Origin of the sequence: Micromonospora sp. MP36 (assembly GCF_008119785.1) — a bacterium.
GTDB lineage: Bacteria > Actinomycetota > Actinomycetes > Mycobacteriales > Micromonosporaceae > Micromonospora.
This window is the reverse complement of the sequence record NZ_VSFA01000017.1, coordinates 65285-80723: the sequence shown is the minus strand read 5'-3', so window position 1 is coordinate 80723 and position 15439 is coordinate 65285. Positions and strand designations below refer to the sequence as shown.

The following is a 15439-nucleotide window of genomic DNA, read 5'->3' as shown; positions in this document are numbered from 1 at the left end:
CGCCCACTGCCACCGCGGCACCCGCTGATTGATCATGAAGTTGTTGCCCTCGGCATTGGCGTGTCGGAGCAACAACTTCATGGTCAACGCGCGGGGCTGGGCGAGGCGACAGCGTCAGGTGGTGAGGTAGGCGGCGGGGACCACGTCGGTGAGCCACACCCCATTGGCGCTGCGATAGAAGACGTAGCCGTTGTCGGCCATGGCGGCCGCGTCCACGGTCAGCACCACCACCGCGCCGCTTCGGCGCGCCCCGACCCGGCGGGCGGTCTCCACGTCCGGCGACAGGTGTACGTGGTGCCGGCGCCCCCGGCGCAGCCCCTCGACGCGGATCGCGGGCAGGACGGTCTCGCTGGTGCCGTGATAGAGCCGGTCCGGCGGCGGGGTCGGCGTCAGACCGAGGTCGACCGGGACGGAATGGCCCTGGTTGGCCCTGATCCGGTCGGCGCCGTCGGGTCCGCGTTCGACGGCGAATCGTTGCTTGTCGTTGCCGGCGACCACGGCGTCGAGGTCGACGCGGCTGATCCGCAGGGCGGCGAGCAGTTCGGCGACCGGCACCCAACCGGCCCGGTCGAGCGTCAGGCCGAACCGGTCCGGGCGGTGCCGCAGCGCCAGCGACATCCGCTTGCTCACCCGGACCAGGTCTCGATGATCCACACCGTCAGTGTGGCGCACGCCGGGACACCGGTCGACGGATATCAGGCGCTACCGTCTTCGCGCACACACGTTCACGGAAGAGTGGCTGTTTCCCACGGAACAGCCACTCTTCCGTGACGGAGTGCGGAACGCTGAACAAGCGGCCGCGGTCAGCGCGAGCGGACGGACTCGGGCGGCAGCATCGCGAGCATCCCGTGATCATGCCAGCGGACCCGCCGGGGCGATGACCGCGGCCCGGCGGTCAGGCGGCAGCGCGCTCCGCGAGGGGGCGGCGCCGGCGGCTCGGGTCGGTGAGGACGGGCGGCGCCCAGGCGCCGTCCGGCTGGTAGAGGTTGGTGCCAGGCGGGACGATCTCGTCGATCCGGTCCAGCACCGCGTCGTCGAGGGTGACCGAAGCGCCCTTGAGCAGCCCCTCGAGCTGCTCCATCGTGCGCGGCCCGATGATCGCCGAGGTGACCGCGGGATGCGCGACGGTGAACGCGACGGCCAGCTCGGGCAGGGTGCAGCCGACCTCGTCGGCGAGCGCGACGAGCTGCTCGACGGCAGCGTACTTCGCCGCGTTGCCGGGCAGCGCCGGGTCGAAGCGGGCCGGGGTGAGCGCCGGCCGACCGGCGGTGAGGTCCACGGACTGGCCATGCCGGTAACGGCCGGACAGGAAACCGGAGGCCAGCGGGCTCCACACCAGCACGCCCATGCCGTACCGCTGGCAGACCGGGAGCACCCCGGTCTCGATCCCGCGGGCCAGGATGGAGTACGGCGGCTGTTCGGTGCGGAACCGGCCGAGCGCCCGGCGCTCGGCGACGTGGTGCGCCTCCACGATCTCCTCGGCCGGGAAGGTCGAGCAGCCGAACGCGCGGATCTTGCCCGCGCGGACCAGGTCGGTGAGCGCCCCGAGGGTCTCCTCCACGTCGGTGGTGTGGTCGGGACGGTGCACCTGGTAGAGGTCGATCCAGTCGGTGCCCAGGCGGCGCAGGCTCTCCTCCACCTCCCGGACGATCCAGCGCCGGGAGTTGCCGCCCCGATTGGGCCCCTCCCCCATCGGGAAGTGCACCTTGGTCGCGAGGACCACGTCGTCCCGTCGGCCGCGCAGGGCCTTACCGACGATGACCTCCGACTCGCCCGCGGAGTACATGTCGGCGGTGTCCACGAAGTTCACGCCTTGGTCGAGGGCGGCGTGGACGATGCGTACGCAGTCGTCGTGGTCGGGGTTGCCGACCGCGCCGAACATCATGGTGCCGAGGCAGTGGGTGCTGACCTGGATGCCAGTGCCGCCGAGAACGCGGTAGCGCACAGGGTTGTTCCTTCCTGAGGGGGTACGCCGCGTTGACCGGGCGGCGGCCGGTCCGGCAACTCTAGGAGTTCGAGTGCACTCGAGGTCAACCGGTCAGCCCGGCCCTCCCCCCCGCCTCGGCCAGGTAGCCGGCGGCCTGGAGTTCGAACAGCTCCCGGTAGGGCCCGTCCTGCGCCATCAGCTCGTCGTGGTTGCCCTGCTGGATGAGCCGGCCGCGGTCCAGCACGAAGATCCGGTCGGCGTGCCGGACGTTGGCCAGCCGGTGGGTGATCAGGACGACCGCGCGGTCGGGGTGGCGCCGCAGGTGCTGGAAGAGGGCGTGTTCGGCCCGGGCGTCCAGGGCCGCCGACGGCTCGTCGCAGATCAGCAGCCGGGCGTCCCGGTAGAGGCCGCGGGCGGCCACCAGCCGCTGCCACTGGCCGCCGGAGAGGTCCTGGCCGTTCTTGAATTGCCGGTCGAGCAGCGTGTCGTACCCGAACGGCAACCCGTTGATCATGTCGTGGGCGGCGGCGCCCCGGGCGGCGTCCTCGACGGTCGGGCCGGCGCGGTCGGCGGCCCGGTCGTACCGGCCGATCCGGATGTTCTGCCGGGCGGTGAACGGGAACTTGCGCCAGTCCTGGCTCATCACCGCCACCTGGGCGCCGGCCTGCCGGGGATCCAGCTCGGCGAGGTCCACCCCGTTCCAGCGGATCACCCCCTCAGTGGGCCGGTAGAGGCCGGCGATGAGCTTGGCGAGGGTGGTCTTGCCAGACCCGTTCTCCCCCACCAGGGCGACCACCTCCCCCTGGCGGATGGTGAGACTGACGCCGTCCACGGCCGGGACGTCGGTGTCCGGGTAGCGCATCGTGACCTGGTCGAGTTCGATGTGCTCGACGGCGTCGACGCCCCGCGCACCGCCGGCCGGCACCCGCTGCCCGGCGCGGTCGACGAAGTCGCGGTAGTCCTGGTAGTAGAGCGCGTCCTCGTAGAGCGAGTTGGTGGCGAACACCGCGGTTCGCAGCCCGGCCCGGGCGGACTGCAACGCCAGCAGGGCGGTCGCGGCGGCCGCGAGGGCCACCACGCCGGTCAGCAGCAGGGCGCCGAGGACCGCGTACAGGGCGAACGCGGCGACCCCGGTGACCGACAGGCCGAGCGCGCGGGTGGTGCTCTGCGCGCGGGCCAGCCGCAGCTCGGCGCGGGTCTCCAGGCCGATGACCCGGCGGTACTCGGCGAGCAGGAAATCTCGCATCTGGTATGCCCGGATCTCCGGGGCGGTGTGCCGGTCGGCCATCAGGTGGGCGAGCATCCACATCCGACGGCGTCGGGTGATCCGGCCCAGCCAGTCGAGGTGCCGGCGGCGGGCCATCCGCACCGCGGTCACCGCCTCCGGCGCGGCGGCGAGCAGCAGGCAGGGCAGCAGCACCGGCTGGATCACGGTCACCGCGGCGGCGGTGGCCAGCACCCCCACCACCCCGGTGAGCAGGTTGACCGTGTCGTCGACGATCGACGCGGCCTCCACCATGCCCCGGTCCCGGGCCCGGTCCATCTCCTCGGCGAAGCCGGCGTCGTCGAAGGCGGCCAGCTCGACCGCCGTGGTGGCCTCGAAGAGCCGCAGCTCCACCTGGTAGTTGATCTGCGGAATGAGCCGGGCCTGCGCCCAGCCGGCGGCGACGGTCAGCGCGCCGCGTGCGGTCACCGCCAGCGCGGCGAGGACCAGGGACGGCAGGGCGGCGCGGATCCGGTCGGGGGTCGGACCGGCGGCGAAGAGCTGCCGCAGCACCCCGGTGGTGGCGAGCAGCCCCAGCGTGGTGAGCACACCGGCGGCGACGTTCAGCCCGATCGAGGCGACGGTGTCCCGGCGGCTCGTCGCCCAGGCCAGCGCGACGGCCTCGCGGAGCAGGGCGGGCAGCCGGCGGGCCACCGACCCGAAGCTGGTGTGGGCGAACTCGGTGGCCCGGTGCATCCAGTGGCCGTCCTCCAGCTCCGGCAGCGGCTCCGCCGCGCCGTCGGCCGGCTCGTCCTCGTCGGACGGAGGCCGGGGCCCGATCACCGTCGTCATGGACCCTCCTCACCGGTACGCCCAGTGATCGGAGCGTACGGTCCGCTACCTCACGCTGTCTCCCCGTAGTCGGCGTGTCGAACAGGTGTCGCAACCGGCGTGCCGGCCGTCGCGCGTTCCGAGGGACGGGTGATGTCCGGTCCCGTCGCGCCCACCGTCGACGGGTGGCAGGCTGGTGGGGTCGCCGGCAGCGGGGCGACGACGGCCCGCTGGCAGACCACGTCGTGAAGGAGAAGATCAACCCGATGGCTGTGGACGTCACCACCACCGACGAATGGCAGGCCCTGCGCAAGCACGCCGAGGAACTGCGCGGCACCCACCTGCGGGACCTGTTCGCCGCCGACGGGCAGCGGGGTGACCGGCTCACCGGCGACGTCGCCGACCTGCACGTGGACTACAGCAAGAACCTGGTCACCGACGAGACCCTGCGCCTGCTCGCCGCGCTCGCCGAGCGGGTCCGGCTGACCGACCGGATCGCCGCCATGTTCGCCGGGGAGCACATCAACTCCACCGAGGACCGGGCCGTCCTGCACACCGCGCTGCGCCTGCCCCGCGACGCGTCGTTGGTGGTGGACGGGCAGGACGTGGTCGCCGACGTGCACCGGGTGCTGGACCGGATGTCGGCGTTCGCCGAGCGGGTCCGCTCGGGCGCCTGGCGCGGCTACACCGGCGAGCGGATCACCACGGTGGTCAACATCGGCATCGGCGGCTCCGACCTCGGGCCGGTGATGGCGTACGAGGCGTTGAAGGCGTACCGGGACGCCGGGATCAGCTGCCGGTTCGTGTCCAACATCGATCCGACCGACATCCACGACAAGACCACCGACCTGGACCCGGCCAGCACGCTGTTCGTCGTGGTGTCCAAGACGTTCTCCACCCAGGAAACCCTCGCCAACGCCGACCAGGCACGGCGCTGGCTGCTCGCCGGGCTGGACGCGGACGACTCCGCGATCGCCCGCCACTTCGTCGCGGTCAGCACCAACGAGCAGCGGGTACGCGACTTCGGCATCGACCCGGAGAACATGTTCGGCTTCTGGGACTGGGTGGGCGGCCGATACTCGCTGCCGTCGGCGGTCGGCCTGTCGGTGATGCTGGCGGTCGGGCCGACCCGGTTCCGCGAGATGCTGGCCGGCTACCACGCCGTGGACGAGCACTTCCGTACCACGCCGGTGGAGCGGAACATGCCGGCGCTGCTGGGCCTGCTGAACGTCTGGTACACGGACTTCCTCGACGCGGAGACCCACGCGGTGCTGCCGTACGCGCAATACCTGCACCGGTTCCCGGCGTACCTGCAGCAGCTCACCATGGAGAGCAACGGCAAGTCGGTGACCGTCGACGGCCGGCCGGTGACGTACCCGACCGGGGAGATCTTCTGGGGCGAGCCGGGCACCAACGGCCAGCACGCCTTCTACCAGCTCATCCACCAGGGAACCCGGCTGATCCCGGCCGACTTCATCGCGTTCAGCCAGCCCAACCACGACCTGGGCGACATGCACGACCTGTTCATGTCGAACTTCTTCGCGCAGACCGCGGCGCTGGCCTTCGGCCGCACCCGCGAGCAGGTCGAGGCGGAGGGCACCCCGGCCGAGGTGGTGCCGCACCGGGTGATGCCGGGCAACCACCCGACCACGTCGATCATCGCGCCGAAGCTGACCCCGTCGACGCTCGGCCAGCTGATCGCCCTCTACGAGCACATCGTCTTCACCGAGGCGGCGGTCTGGGACATCAACGCGTTCGACCAGTGGGGTGTCGAGCTGGGCAAGGTGATGGCCAACCAGCTCGCGCCCAAGCTCACCGGGTCCCACCCGGACCTCGGCGACGTGGACTCCTCCACCGCCGCGCTGATCCGCCGCTACCGCGCCCAACGCGGCCGGGACTGACCCGCATCCCGGCGCGGTGACCGCCACGCCCCAGCGCATCTGGCGTCGCGTGGCGGTCCGGCGGCGGTGGACCCGCACGAACCCGTGACCCGGCGGCGCAGATCAGTCGCGGAGGAACTCGGCGTGGGCGGCGCGGAGCCGGGCCAGCGCCGGATCACCGGGCGGGATGCGGCGGTCCACCTCGGCCCACACCTCGGCGAGGGCGTCGGTGAGGGCCCTCAGCTCGGCCGCGTGCCGCCGGCTGCTCTGCCGGTGCAGCTCCTCGAGGCGACGGGACCAGCCGGCGGTGATCGCGGCAATGCGCTCGGCGTCGGCCCGGGCCTGCGCCGCCGTCCGGGCGGCCGGGGCGGGCACGATCGCGGCGACGGGACGGGGATCGCCATCGCGGGTGACGACGGTGATCGTGTCGGTCAGCTCGGCGAGGGCGACGAGTTGGGTGAGCCGAGTGCGGACCTCGCGCAGCGGCAGGGCGCGCGGCTGGGGGGACCGGTCGGCCAGTGCGGGGGCAGCCATGGACAGATATTCACGTACGGGTACGACAGAACCGCACCGCGTGGCGATGCCACGGGTCAGCGGGCGGGCGGCGGCTCCGCCGTCCACTCCGGAGCCAGCACCGACCAGACCTCCATGTCGGCCCGACCGGTCGGCCCCGGGGCGGCCGCGCGCAGGACGCCGTCGCGGCGCATGCCCAACCGCCGCGCGACGGCGATGCTGCGCTCGTTGCCGGCCTTGGTCACCCACTCCACCCGATGGATGCCCCGCTCCCGGATCGCCCAGTCGATGATCACTCGAGCCGCGCGGGTGACCAGGCCCCGCCCCTCGGCGTCAGGCTCCAGCCAGCAGCCGGCCTCGCACACGCCGGTGGTGGTGTTGAGCGACACGAACAGCACGCCGCCGACCAACGTGCCGCGCTGCCAGATGCCCCAGATCCCACCGTCGTCGCGCGCCCACCGGTCGGCGTAGTTCTGCAGGACCCGGCGGGCGGACTCGGCGTCGGTGGCCACGAAGGACGCGCCCACCCAGGGGGCGATGTGCTCCCGGCACCGGTCGAGATTGGCGAGGAACTCGTCGGCGTGCCAGGGCTGGAGCGGCCGCAGCTCGGCGTCGTCGGTCAGAGGTAGGGCGAACACCGGAGAAACCTAGCAACCGGCAGACGGATCACGCCGGGCACCTCGGGCGAGCGGAGATCGAGCATCCCGCCGCCGGAGCCGCCACCTCAGATGATGAAGTGCGTCCAGTAGGTCAGCCACACCACGAACAGCGCGCCCTGGATGAGCGCCAGGGCGGCGGTCAGCCAACTGTCGAGGGTGGCTCGCTGCGCCCAGCGGGCCAGCACCAGCGCGACCGGGAAGGCGGCGAGCAGGTAGCGGAGCAGGCTCCGGTACACCAGTGGTCCCATCGACAGCGGCACCAGCACCACGATCACCGTGTAGACCAGGTACGGCAGCTCGGCCCGGCGCAGGCCGACGAGCGCCATCACCAGCACGGCCACGGCGACCCAGGCCCGCAGGGCGTCGCCCGGCGAACCGGTCAGCCCGTGGATGATCACCCCCAGCGGATTCTGCACGCTGATGCCCCAGCCCTCTTCCTGGGCGTGCTTGTACGCGTACCAGTCGCCGCTCTGCCACTTGCCGAACGCCATGAACGTCAGCCACCCGGCCGGTACGAGCAGCAGCGGCCAGCCGATCCTCAGGTACCGACCGATCGCCCGCAGCCCGAGGTGGTAGCCGTGCTGGCGCAGCAGGACCAGGGCGAGCGGGACGACCACCAGGAAGCCGATCGAGCGACTCAGCGCGAGGAAGTAGCCGACGATCCCGACCAGCGGCCAGCGGCCCCGCTCGGCGTACCAGAAGGCGGCCAGGGCGAGGCAGAGGAAGAGCGACTCGGTCAGCGCCGCCTGAAACAAGAAGGCGGCCGGCAGGAGCAGCAGGTAGCGGGTGAACCGACGCCCCGAGGCGCCGGCGGCGTCCGCTCCGTCGTCGCCGAGCAGGCGGCCACCGAGCTGATGGGCGTAGTAGAGCTGGAACACGAGGGCGACGTTGCTGACCAGCAGCAGCGCCCACGCGGTGTGCCCGCCGAGCAGCACGGCGAACGGCCGGGCGAGGAACGGGTAGAGCAGCGGGAAGCCAAAGTCGCGCCAGGGCCGGTCGAGCGGCACTTGGGCCAGATGGTCGTAGAGGAACGAGTCCCACGCGAACCAGAGGGAGATCCACCGGTGCGGTGAGACATCGTGCTGCTGGGCGCGCATCAGCGTCTCGTCTGGGGGTGGCGCGCCGGGCACCCCGCCCCAGGCGGCCAGCACGGTCACGCCGATCAGGCTGAGCACGACCTTCGACCCGACGAAGACCGCGAGCACGAAGCCCCAGGGGGTGGGCACCCGGGCGGCGAGCCCGGACGCCGCGCGGACCATCGCCCGCAGCCGGTCGCGGCGGCGGGAGCGCCGCGCCACCGGGGCCGCTCGGCCCGCCCGCAGCCCGTCACCCATCCGTCCCCCACCGGTCGTCGCGGCCGCGACCGACCGCCGGACCGCGGAGGTCCCCGGCATCCCCGTTGGCACCTCGCCCACCCGTGGTCATCGCCGAACCGAGGGGATTGTGTCCACGGGCGAAGCCGCGGCGGACCGGATGCGGGTGAGATTCGCCCGGCCGACACAGGTGATACGGGGCGCCGGACGGGTATGCGCGCTGCCGCATCAGACACGGCGGGGGGTTCCGGACAGCATGGGCGACGACAACGGCACCGTGATCATCGGCGCGGGACCGGCCGGTCTGACCGCCGCCTACGAGCTGCTGCGCCACGGCGAGCCGGTCCGTGTCTTCGAAGCCGACGACGTCGTGGGCGGCATCAGCCGCACGGTCGAGCGGGACGGCTGGCGCTTCGACATCGGGGGGCACCGGTTCTTCACCAAGGTCGCCCGGGTCGAGGCCTTCTGGCACGAGATCCTGCCGGACGAGGATTTCCTGCTCCGGCCCCGGATGAGCCGGATCTACTACCGCGGCGCGCTCTTCGACTACCCCCTGAACGCCGGCAACGCGCTGCGCAACCTGGGCATCGCCGAGGCGATTCGCTGCGTCGGCTCGTACGCGTGGACGCGGCTGCGGCCGCCGAAGGACCAGTCGCACTTCGAGGGCTGGGTGTCGGCCCGGTTCGGGTGGCGGCTCTACTCGATCTTCTTCAAGACGTACACCGAGAAGGTCTGGGGGATGCCCGCCGACCAGTTGCAGGCCGACTGGGCGGCGCAGCGGATCAAGAACCTCTCGCTTGCCAAGGCGCTGCGCAACGCCCTGCTGCCCGGGCGCAGCCGCACTGACGTGACCAGCCTGATCGAGGAGTTCCAGTACCCGAAGTTCGGGCCCGGGATGATGTGGGAGCGCTGCGCCGAGGAGGTGGAGAAGCGGGGCGGATCGGTGGCTACCCGCGTCCGCGTGACCGCCGTGCACCGGGATCCCGCGGCCCGGCGGGCCACCGGCGTGACCGTGGCCGACGCGGACGGGGAACGCACCGAGCGGGCCGACCATGTCATCTGCTCGATGCCGATCTCCGCGCTGGTCCACGCCATGCGCCCGGAGGCCCCGGCCGAGGTCCGTGCCGCCGCCGACGACCTGTGCTACCGGGACTTCCTGACCGTCGCCCTGGTGGTGCCCGCCGAGTTCTCCTTCCCCGACAACTGGATCTACGTGCACGATCCGGCCGTGCGGGTGGGCCGCATCCAGAACTTCGGCTCCTGGTCGCCGTACCTGGTCAAGGACGGGCGTACCTGCCTCGGGCTGGAGTACTTCGTCTTCGAGGACGACGAGATGTGGCGTACCCCGGACGACGAACTCGTCGCGCTCGCCACCGCGGAGCTGGAGCGGCTCGGCCTGGTCCGGCCGGAGTGCGTGGAGGCCGGCCACGTGGTGCGGATGCCGAAGGCGTACCCGGTCTACGACGAGCGGTACCAGGGGAACCTGGACGTGATCCGCGACTGGCTGGCCCGCGAGGTGCCGAACGTGCACCCGGTGGGGCGCAACGGGATGCACCGCTACAACAACCAGGACCACTCGATGCTGACGGCGATGTTGACGGCCGAGAACATCGCCCGCGGCACCCGGCACGACGTCTGGACCGTCAACGTCGAGCAGGAGTACCACGAGCAGCGGCCATCCGGCGACGGCCGGCACGGCACCGGCCGGGACGCCCCGATCGTGCCCGCCCGCCCGAGCGGCCGCGTCGGGTACCGGCGGATCGGGTCGGTCCGGACCGTCCGGCCCGCTCCGGTACGGCGCCCCTGAGCCGGCCGGGTAAGGGCTGTGACGTGAGGGTGGTCATAACGGCTGGACGTCCCGGGTGGGGCGGCTGCTAGCCTCTTCGCCAGGTCATGAGCGCCAGCGCCAAGCCCCGGCTCGCTGGCCGGCAACCCTCCTCCGCGGTGGGGTGCCCCGGGTGAGGACCAGGCATCGGCGGGACGCCGGTGCAAGCGTGGCCTGGTACCCAGGTCATCACCGACCAGGGAGAACCATGTCTGCTCAGCTCCGCACCCCGCCCGCCGACGGCGTGGCGTACCCGGCCGACTTCGCGCTGGTCAAGCGCCGGCACGTCGACCTGATGCGGGTGTGCAGCGACGCCTGTCGCCGAATGCGCTGAGCACCCACCTCCACTTCCTTCCGCACCATCCCCTTCCGGCTCGCCCGTCCCGGGCGCGCCGTCGGCGGCGTGCGCCCACGTCGCCATTCGACCCTGGAGACACCTGTGCGATTCCTTCCCACCCTGACCCGCGTCGCCGCGCTCGGCGCCGCCGCCGTGCTCGCCGCCACCAGCCTCACCGCCTGCGGCGGCGACGGCGGCGGCTCCACCAGCGCGGCCGCCAACCCGTACGGCCTCCTCCAGGCCGGCGTGCTGCGGACCGGCACGCTCACCGACGCCCCGCCGAACGTGTACCTGAAGGACGGCAAGTTCACCGGCTTCGACAACGACCTGCTCACCGCGGTCGCCGCGAAGATCGGCCTGAAGGTCGAGTTCGTCGGCACCGACTTCTCGGCCCTGCTCGCCCAGGTCAACAACCACAAGTTCGACGTGGGCAGCTCGTCCATCACGATCACCGAGGCCCGCAAGAAGACCGTCGACTTCGGCAACGGCTACGACTTCGGCTACTTCGGGCTCGACGTGCCGGCCGGCTCGTCGATCACCAGCTTCGACCAGCTCGCCGGCAAGCGGGTGGTGGTCGTGCAGGGCACGGTGCAGGACGACTACGCCACGAAGCAGAACCTCAACCCGGTGCGGGTGCCCGACTACAACGGCGCGATCAACCAGCTGAAGGCCGGCACCGCCGACGCCTGGATCGCCCCGGCCGAGATCGGCGACAAGTCCGCCGCCGACAGCAACGGCAAGGTCAAGGTGGCCGCCAAGCAGCTCAGCCCGGCCCCGACCGCGTACGCGGTCGCCAAGGGCAACGACAAGCTGCGCGAGGCGCTGAACAAGGGCCTCGACGAGGTGATCGCCGACGGCACCTGGAGCAAGCTGCAGGCGCAGTACTACCCGGGCCGGCCGATCCCGGCCGACTTCAAGCCGGGCAGCGGCACGGTCGCGGTGCCGTCGCCGTCGGCTGCTTCCTGACGTACGACGACGAGCGAGCGGGGCGGTAGGAGAGACGTCTGATGGATCCGTTGAGCACCCTGTGGGAGACCTTCTTCGACTGGGACTCCATGCGCGAGGCGCTGCCCGAGATGCTGACGGTCGGGCTGCCGAACACGCTGATCCTGGCGGTCTCCGCCGCCCTGCTCGGCTCGGTGCTGGGCATGCTGCTGGCGATCGCGGGCATCTCGCGTACCCGATGGTTGCGGTGGCCGGCCCGGGTCTACACCGACGTGTTCCGCGGCCTGCCGGCCGCGGCGACCATCCTGCTCATCGGCGTCGGCCTGGCGCCGCTCGGCATGCAGGTCTGGGGACCGAACCCCTACCCGCTCGGCGTGCTGGCGCTGTCGCTGATCGCCGCCGCCTACATCGGGGAGATATTCCGCTCCGGCATCCAGAGCGTGGAGGCCGCCCAGCTGGAGGGTGCCCGCGCGCTCGGCTTCTCCTGGGGCGAAGCGATGCGGCTGGTCATCGTCCCGCAGGGGGTACGCCGGGTGCTGCCGGCGTGGGTCAACCAGCTCATCGCCCTGATCAAGGATTCCAGCCTGGTCTACTTCCTCGGCCTGGTGGCCAGCCAGCGGGAGCTGTTCCGGATCGGCCAGGACTACGCGGCCACCACCGGCAACGAGTCGGCGCTGCTGCTGGCCGGCCTGTTCTATCTGGTGCTGACCGTGCCGCTGACCCACGCGGTCAACTGGATCGACCGGCGGCTGCGCCAGGGCCGGGCGGTTGCCGTCGCCCCGGAGGACGCCGACGACGTCGAGCTGTCCCTGGCCGGGGAGACCGCCCTGCCCACCACCGGACGGAAGGACCCGCGATGACCACCACCGCCACCGCCACCTCGGTCAGCCTCGCCGTCCGGGACGTGCACCTGGCCTTCGGCGCGCACCAGGTGCTGCGCGGCGCCGACCTGGACGTGGCCCGGGGCGGCACCGCCTGCGTGATCGGCCCGTCCGGGTCCGGCAAGTCGACCCTCCTGCGCACCATCAACCGGCTCATCGAACCGGACTGCGGCGACGTGCTGCTGGACGGCCGCAGCGTGCTGCGCGACGACCCGGACGCGCTGCGCCAGCGGATCGGCATGGTCTTCCAGCAGTTCAACCTCTTCCCGCACATGACCGTGCTGCGCAACATCACCCTCGCCCTGCGGAAGCTGAAGAAGCTCCCCGAGGACGAGGCGGTGCAGGTGGCCCGGGCCCAGCTGGACCTCGTCGGGCTGGCCGCCAAGGCCGACGCCCGGCCGGCGCACCTGTCCGGCGGGCAGCAGCAGCGGGTGGCGATCGCCCGCGCGCTGGCCCTGCGACCGCAGGTGATGCTCTTCGACGAGGCCACCTCGGCGCTCGACCCGGAGCTGGTCAAGGGCGTGCTCGGGGTGATCGCCGACCTCTCCGCCGCCGGCATGACCATGGTGGTGGTGACCCACGAGATGGGGTTCGCCCGTGAGGTGGCCGACACGGTGGCGTTCATGGACCGGGGTGTCGTGCTGGAGGCCGGCGAGCCGGCCGCCGTCTTCGAGGCGCCGGAGCACCCGCGGCTGCGCCGGTTCCTGTCCCAGGTGCTCTGACGGCCCGGCCGGTTGCGCCAGTTCGCCGAGGTGGCGGTGTCCAGCGCGTCGAGACACCGCCAGCTCGCCGATCTCGCGCCGCTACGCGCCGCCGTGCCCGTCACAGCGGTCGGAAAGGGCGTAGCGGGTGAGCACCACGTCGCCGATCTGGCGTACCTCGACGACCCGGGCGCGACGGCCCGGGTGCCACGGATAGTGTCCGTCCGCGACGAAGCGGGGCGCCCGGCCGTCGCCGACGAAGAACGGCGCGACCACCAGGTGCAACTCGTCGGCGAGGCCGGCGGCGAGGAACTGGGCGTGCACGCTGCCGCCGCCCTCCACCATCAGCCGACGGACGCCCCGGGCGGCGAGATCGGCGAGCACCGCCTCCGGGGTGAGCGGATCGCCCGCGTCGACCACGGTGGCCACCTCGCCCACCTGCTCCCGGGTCTTCTCCACCGCGCCACCCGGGCAGTAGACCAGCTTCGCCCCGTCGCCCAGGTTGAAGAAGCGGGCGGTCGGGTCGAGGTCACCGCTGGCGGTGACGGTGACCTTGACCGGCGACGGGGGCAGGCCGCGCGCCACCCGGTCGGACCGCCGCCGCTCGGAACGCACCAGCAGGCGCGGGTCGTCCCGGCGGACCGTGGCCGCGCCGACCAGGATCGCGTCGCAGCCGGCCCGGACTGCGTCGATCCGGTCGAAGTCGGAGTCGTTGGAGAACAGCAGCCGCTCGGCTGAGGCGTCGTCGATGTAGCCGTCGATCGACATCGCGCAGCTGAGCAGCACGTAGGGCCGGCCGGTCACGGCACGAACGGCAGGTCGAGGGCGTGGTCGGCGCGGGTCGCCTTCGCCGCCAGGTAGTTGGCGTTCGCCGGGGACAGGTGCACCCCGGTCGACACCCGGTCAACCACCGTCACGCCCAGCCGGTCAAGCTGCGCCGCCTTGTCCGGGTTGTTGCTGAGCAGGTTCACCCGGGTCACGCCCAGCGCCGCGAGCATCTGCGCGGCCACCGTGTAGTCGCGCTCGTCGGCGCCCCGGCCCAGCGCCACGTTCGCCTCGTACGTGTCGAGACCCCCGTCCTGGAGGGCGTACGCGTCGAGCTTGGCGTACAGGCCGATGCCCCGGCCCTCCTGACGCAGGTAGAGCAGGTATCCGCCGGCCTCGGCGATCCGCTCGACCGCCTCCCGCAGCTGCGGCCCGCAGTCGCAGCGCTGGCTGCCGAACACGTCCCCGGTGAGGCATTCGCTGTGCGGGCGCACCAGCAGCGGGGACGTGTCCCCGGCGGCGCTCGCCCCGGTGCCCGCCCGGTCGCCGAGCCCGAAGGCGAGGTGCTCGCGGTCGTCCACCAGGCCGTGGAAGGAGTAGACCCGGGCGGTCGTCACGTACCCGTCGGGGAACCGCAGCGGCACCGAGACCTGGGTCCGGACCGTCGCCGTCGGCAGCGCTTCGTCCATCCGTACTCCTTCGTCCGGGGCAGCCGGACGCGCCGGCACCGCACACCTCGCACCCTCACCGTAGGCGGGATCACCGACAGTCGCCCGACACCCGGAAAGGGAACCGGCCGACCAGCAGCACCGCCGCGCCGGGCAGGCTGGCGGCCAGGACCAGCGCCCCGTACACGGTGGCGGTAGCAACTCCCTGGGCGGCGCTGAGCCCCGCGGCGGCGAACGCCCAGGCGGCCACGCCCTCGCGCGGCCCGAAGCCGCCCACGTTCACCGGCAACCCCATGGCGAGCAGGGCCAGCAGGGTCAGCGGCAGCAGCCGGGACAGCGGCGCGTCGGCGCCAGCGGTGCGCGCCGCGACCACGAAGGTGGCCAGGTGGCCGGCGACCACCACGGCGGAGGCCAGCACCACGCCGAGCCAGGTCCGCCGGGCGAGCAGCCCGGCCCGGACGTCGGCCACCGCGGTACGCGCCGCCCGGGCCCACCGGGACGCGCCGGAGCGGGGCACCGCCCGGGCCAGCAGCACCAGTCCCAGCCCGGCGACGGCCAGCCCGGCCACCACCGCCGGCAGGTACGGCCGGACCGGGGAGGGCAGCACGGCCAGTACGGCCACCGCGATGACCAGCTGCACCACCTGCCCGGCGGTACGCTCCCAGACCACCGCCCGGACGCCCCGGACGACGTCCCCGGCGTCGCGGCCGTGCCGGACCGCCCGGTGCACGTCGCCGAGCACCCCGCCGGGGAGGGTGGCGTTGAGGAAGACCGCCCGGTAGCAGTGGGCGACGGCGCTGCTCAGCGGCAGTCGGACGCCCAGCCCGCCGGCGACCAGTGACCAGCGCCAGGCGCAGCAGACCGTGGTGAGCGCCCCGATGGCGAGCGCGGCGGCGAGGGCCGGCGCGTCGATCAGCCGCAGCCCGGCCAGGAACGGGCCGGTGCCCACCGACCAGACCAGGACGGCGAGCACCCCGAGCCCGCCGAGCG

General features: G+C 72.7%; 15 protein-coding genes and 1 riboswitch. Of the genes, 6 read left to right on the top strand and 9 right to left on the bottom strand.

From position 1 onward, the window contains the following. Nucleotides 1–114 precede the first annotated feature (114 nt). The 3 genes from FXF52_RS15730 to FXF52_RS15720 all read right to left on the bottom strand — a co-directional run bounded on the left by FXF52_RS15730 (nt 115) and on the right by FXF52_RS15720 (nt 3983). A complete protein-coding gene (locus FXF52_RS15730; RefSeq protein ID WP_148797639.1) occupies nt 115–654 on the bottom strand; it encodes an RNA 2'-phosphotransferase in 540 nt (179 codons plus the stop codon). Nucleotides 655–895: 241 nt separating this feature from the next. Beyond that, complete coding sequence (locus FXF52_RS15725; RefSeq protein ID WP_148797638.1) at nt 896–1945, bottom strand: aldo/keto reductase; 1050 nt, start codon at nt 1943–1945, stop codon at nt 896–898. Between the two features lie 85 nt (nt 1946–2030). Next, on the bottom strand, nt 2031–3983 hold the full coding sequence (locus tag FXF52_RS15720) for an ABC transporter ATP-binding protein (RefSeq protein WP_148797637.1): 1953 nt from the start codon (nt 3981–3983) through the stop codon (nt 2031–2033). Between the two features lie 245 nt (nt 3984–4228). Between FXF52_RS15720 and pgi the strand changes: the two genes are divergently transcribed. Then, nucleotides 4229–5863 (top strand): glucose-6-phosphate isomerase, encoded by a 1635-nt coding sequence (pgi, locus tag FXF52_RS15715; protein ID WP_148797666.1) that lies wholly within the window; start codon nt 4229–4231, stop codon nt 5861–5863. A gap of 102 nt (nt 5864–5965) precedes the next feature. Here the strand turns inward: pgi and FXF52_RS15710 are convergent, their stop codons facing one another. From FXF52_RS15710 to FXF52_RS15700, 3 genes are all read right to left on the bottom strand, one after another. Further along, nucleotides 5966–6376, bottom strand: a complete 411-nt coding sequence (locus FXF52_RS15710) for a type II toxin-antitoxin system Phd/YefM family antitoxin (RefSeq protein WP_148797636.1) — start codon at nt 6374–6376, stop codon at nt 5966–5968. Nucleotides 6377–6432: 56 nt separating this feature from the next. After that, nucleotides 6433–6993, bottom strand: a complete 561-nt coding sequence (locus FXF52_RS15705) for a GNAT family N-acetyltransferase (protein ID WP_148797635.1) — start codon at nt 6991–6993, stop codon at nt 6433–6435. An 86-nt stretch (nt 6994–7079) separates the two neighbouring features. After that, the gene (locus FXF52_RS15700; protein ID WP_255472009.1) at nt 7080–8408 is read right to left on the bottom strand and encodes a hypothetical protein; all 1329 of its coding nucleotides are present in this window, start codon (nt 8406–8408) and stop codon (nt 7080–7082) included. Between the two features lie 175 nt (nt 8409–8583). Between FXF52_RS15700 and FXF52_RS15695 the strand changes: the two genes are divergently transcribed. The 5 genes from FXF52_RS15695 to FXF52_RS15680 all read left to right on the top strand — a co-directional run bounded on the left by FXF52_RS15695 (nt 8584) and on the right by FXF52_RS15680 (nt 13037). Further along, the gene (locus FXF52_RS15695; RefSeq protein WP_148797634.1) at nt 8584–10134 is read left to right on the top strand and encodes an NAD(P)/FAD-dependent oxidoreductase; all 1551 of its coding nucleotides are present in this window, start codon (nt 8584–8586) and stop codon (nt 10132–10134) included. An 82-nt stretch (nt 10135–10216) separates the two neighbouring features. Then, nucleotides 10217–10328, top strand: a riboswitch (SAM riboswitch). Between the two features lie 32 nt (nt 10329–10360). Next, nucleotides 10361–10486: a hypothetical protein gene (locus tag FXF52_RS43080; RefSeq protein WP_255472008.1), complete on the top strand. Its 126-nt coding sequence runs from the start codon at nt 10361–10363 to the stop codon at nt 10484–10486. Between the two features lie 105 nt (nt 10487–10591). Beyond that, the gene (locus tag FXF52_RS15690) at nt 10592–11455 is read left to right on the top strand and encodes an ABC transporter substrate-binding protein (RefSeq protein ID WP_148797633.1); all 864 of its coding nucleotides are present in this window, start codon (nt 10592–10594) and stop codon (nt 11453–11455) included. Between the two features lie 41 nt (nt 11456–11496). Beyond that, nucleotides 11497–12294, top strand: a complete 798-nt coding sequence (locus FXF52_RS15685) for an amino acid ABC transporter permease (RefSeq protein ID WP_148797632.1) — start codon at nt 11497–11499, stop codon at nt 12292–12294. Next, entirely contained in the window at nt 12291–13037 is a 747-nt protein-coding gene (locus FXF52_RS15680) for an amino acid ABC transporter ATP-binding protein (RefSeq protein ID WP_148797631.1), read from the top strand. Before FXF52_RS15685 ends, FXF52_RS15680 begins: the two co-directional genes overlap by 4 nt. A gap of 81 nt (nt 13038–13118) precedes the next feature. Here FXF52_RS15680 and FXF52_RS15675 read toward each other — a convergent pair whose 3' ends face one another. The 3 genes from FXF52_RS15675 to FXF52_RS15665 all read right to left on the bottom strand — a co-directional run bounded on the left by FXF52_RS15675 (nt 13119) and on the right by FXF52_RS15665 (nt 15422). Continuing rightward, nucleotides 13119–13820 (bottom strand): dihydrofolate reductase family protein, encoded by a 702-nt coding sequence (locus tag FXF52_RS15675; protein ID WP_148797630.1) that lies wholly within the window; start codon nt 13818–13820, stop codon nt 13119–13121. Continuing rightward, on the bottom strand, nt 13817–14470 hold the full coding sequence (gene ribA / locus FXF52_RS15670; RefSeq protein WP_148797629.1) for a GTP cyclohydrolase II: 654 nt from the start codon (nt 14468–14470) through the stop codon (nt 13817–13819). Before ribA ends, FXF52_RS15675 begins: the two co-directional genes overlap by 4 nt. Before the next feature lie 70 nt (nt 14471–14540). Beyond that, nucleotides 14541–15422: a lysylphosphatidylglycerol synthase domain-containing protein gene (locus FXF52_RS15665; protein WP_255472011.1), complete on the bottom strand. Its 882-nt coding sequence runs from the start codon at nt 15420–15422 to the stop codon at nt 14541–14543. Between the last annotated feature and the right edge of the window lie 17 nt (nt 15423–15439).

Excerpts from the sequence above, each read along its gene's own strand:
- FXF52_RS15720 (WP_148797637.1), bottom strand. The coding sequence starts at position 3,983 with ATGACGACGGTGATCGGGCCCCGGCCTCCGTCCGACGAGGACGAGCCG.
- pgi (WP_148797666.1), top strand. The coding sequence starts at position 4,229 with ATGGCTGTGGACGTCACCACCACCGACGAATGGCAGGCCCTGCGCAAG.
- FXF52_RS15710 (WP_148797636.1), bottom strand. The coding sequence starts at position 6,376 with ATGGCTGCCCCCGCACTGGCCGACCGGTCCCCCCAGCCGCGCGCCCTG.
- FXF52_RS15700 (WP_255472009.1), bottom strand. The coding sequence starts at position 8,408 with ATGCCGGGGACCTCCGCGGTCCGGCGGTCGGTCGCGGCCGCGACGACC.
- FXF52_RS15695 (WP_148797634.1), top strand. The coding sequence starts at position 8,584 with ATGGGCGACGACAACGGCACCGTGATCATCGGCGCGGGACCGGCCGGT.
- FXF52_RS43080 (WP_255472008.1), top strand. The coding sequence starts at position 10,361 with ATGTCTGCTCAGCTCCGCACCCCGCCCGCCGACGGCGTGGCGTACCCG.
- FXF52_RS15685 (WP_148797632.1), top strand. The coding sequence starts at position 11,497 with ATGGATCCGTTGAGCACCCTGTGGGAGACCTTCTTCGACTGGGACTCC.
- FXF52_RS15680 (WP_148797631.1), top strand. The coding sequence starts at position 12,291 with ATGACCACCACCGCCACCGCCACCTCGGTCAGCCTCGCCGTCCGGGAC.
- ribA (WP_148797629.1), bottom strand. The coding sequence starts at position 14,470 with ATGGACGAAGCGCTGCCGACGGCGACGGTCCGGACCCAGGTCTCGGTG.